This is a genomic window from Pseudoalteromonas sp. NZS37, from assembly GCF_015864265.1.
Lineage (GTDB): Bacteria > Pseudomonadota > Gammaproteobacteria > Enterobacterales > Alteromonadaceae > Pseudoalteromonas > Pseudoalteromonas arctica.
In genome coordinates this window covers 1-1,755 of the sequence record NZ_JADYXL010000035.1, presented here as the reverse complement: position 1 = coordinate 1,755, position 1,755 = coordinate 1, and the positions used below count along the sequence as shown (strand labels likewise).

Below are 1,755 nucleotides of genomic sequence, written 5' to 3'. Positions count from 1 at the left end.
GGCCGAGGTGCGCGGCAAGAACGGCACCTGGCAGAAGGTCCGCAAGCGCAACGAGAGCTTTGACCTTTGCCGGATGATGATGGCGGGTATGCTGCGCATGCAGCTCGACAAGATCAAGGACTGGAACGTCGTGCAGCCATGGCTGGCGCCGCTCGACCGCAACAGCGAGATCGTGGCGCGCGAAGATCGCCGAGCAGCGCAGGAAAACAGCGTTATCGCCTTACCACCTGCAGAAGAAGTGCGCGTACTCCGGCCTGTGCGCAGGCCACGGCGAAGTGCGGTGGCGCAGTATTGAAATCGCTTGACGACTTCTTGCGCGTTTGCTAAATTACACACATCGCAACAACGTCAGTCCGACGATCTTTTTGAAAGGCAAATATGCAACCGTCCGAGCCCCGTTCTTTGTCCCTCAAGGCAGCCGCTTTTGCTGCTCTTGGTGCAGCATCTGAAAAGGTGACCCAGAGCATGGAGGCGTACCGCGTCAAGGCCAGTGGCCCAAACACGGCCTGCCAACTGCTGCAGCACCTCGGCGTAGCCAACGTGGGCCTGCCAGGTTACGGCAAGATGCGCTCGGCCAGCCACACCAAACGCGGCCCAGGTCGTCGTTTCACCATTGGCGACGGCACACGCACGTCCCAGCAGCGTCAGGCAGGCGCCTACGGACGCGGCTTGATGAACTGGGTTGCGAGCACTCAAGCTGCGCGCTCAGCAAATCGCAAAAATGCCAAAATGGCACGGGCCTGCGCTTAAAAACCCTTGACCTTTATTTCGCAAACGCGATAATACGAACCAGGCCAGCGCAACCAGTGGCCGGAGTTTAAAAGTCGAAAGGCTNAACGCGATAATACGAACCAGGCCAGCGCAACCAGTGGCCGGAGTTTAAAAGTCGAAAGGCTCTCAAACCAACTGGAAGATTTCGGTGACGAAGAGGCTGGGTTACACCCAGTAACGGTCCTCCGGTCGGACCCTAAGCCGGCGCGCTCTCAAACGCGAAAGGGGAAGGGGCTGATCCACCTACGGATTCTTGGAGCCTGCGCGAGCAGGGCCTTCAAGCGAGAGACTGATAAGAAGGTGCCACTGCCATTCTCACGCAAGGCAGCGTAGCACCGTAAATCGGCCTCTCACTTGAAGGTCGCACAGTGAAAAAGTGAGAACAAAGGCACTCTCGCACCACGTGGTGCTGTAGTAAAAGCTCCCTTAACAACGGGGTGATGTCCGCGCCATCCAACACTCCCTGCGACCCGAACTTGGAGCCTGCGCGAGCAGGGCCTTCAAGTGTGACACCTGGCCGGAAAGGGCCACCCGCAAGGGACAACCTCCGGTAGTACCCCGGAGTTGATGTTCAGGCGTCACACTTGAAGGTGGCCCAGCGGCCGAGGGTTAGCGCCTCGCCAAACTGACTTTCATGCGAAAACCTTGTGATCGTGGTGCGTAAACACTGCTTCATGTGAGCTGGGTCATTCTTCAACATCTCTCCCGCGCAGCGCGCCGTTTCGACGGCGGCAAAGGGATGATCGCCGGAAGCATGCGAGTACGCGATCCTGTCACGGCAGTAGCAGCACCGAACGTACTGGTGCGGTAGGCCCCGTGAGGTAATTACGTGACATCCCGGAGAGACGGGAACTAGCAAGCCTGCAGTTTGGCCTCTGGGCGATCCTGGGGGAGCGCACCAGACTGCAGACTCGATGGTGCTAAATGCCCGCGAGGTGGTTCTCGCAGTGTGGCGCCCAGTGGCCGGGGTTCAGCGCGGGTCTG

General features: G+C 59.2%; 2 protein-coding genes. Both read left to right on the top strand.

The window, feature by feature from the left end:
• Positions 1 to 295: terminase gpA endonuclease subunit (locus I6F47_RS20175; protein WP_197184443.1), on the top strand; the 295-nt coding region annotated here is incomplete at its 5' end.
• An 83-nt stretch (positions 296 to 378) separates the two neighbouring features.
• Complete coding sequence (locus I6F47_RS20170) at positions 379 to 750, top strand: hypothetical protein (RefSeq protein ID WP_197161963.1); 372 nt, start codon at positions 379 to 381, stop codon at positions 748 to 750.
• The last annotated feature ends 1,005 nt before the right edge of the window (positions 751 to 1,755 follow it).

Coding starts and splice junctions, on each gene's coding strand:
- I6F47_RS20170 (WP_197161963.1), top strand. CDS start 379: ATGCAACCGTCCGAGCCCCGTTCTTTGTCCCTCAAGGCAGCCGCTTTT.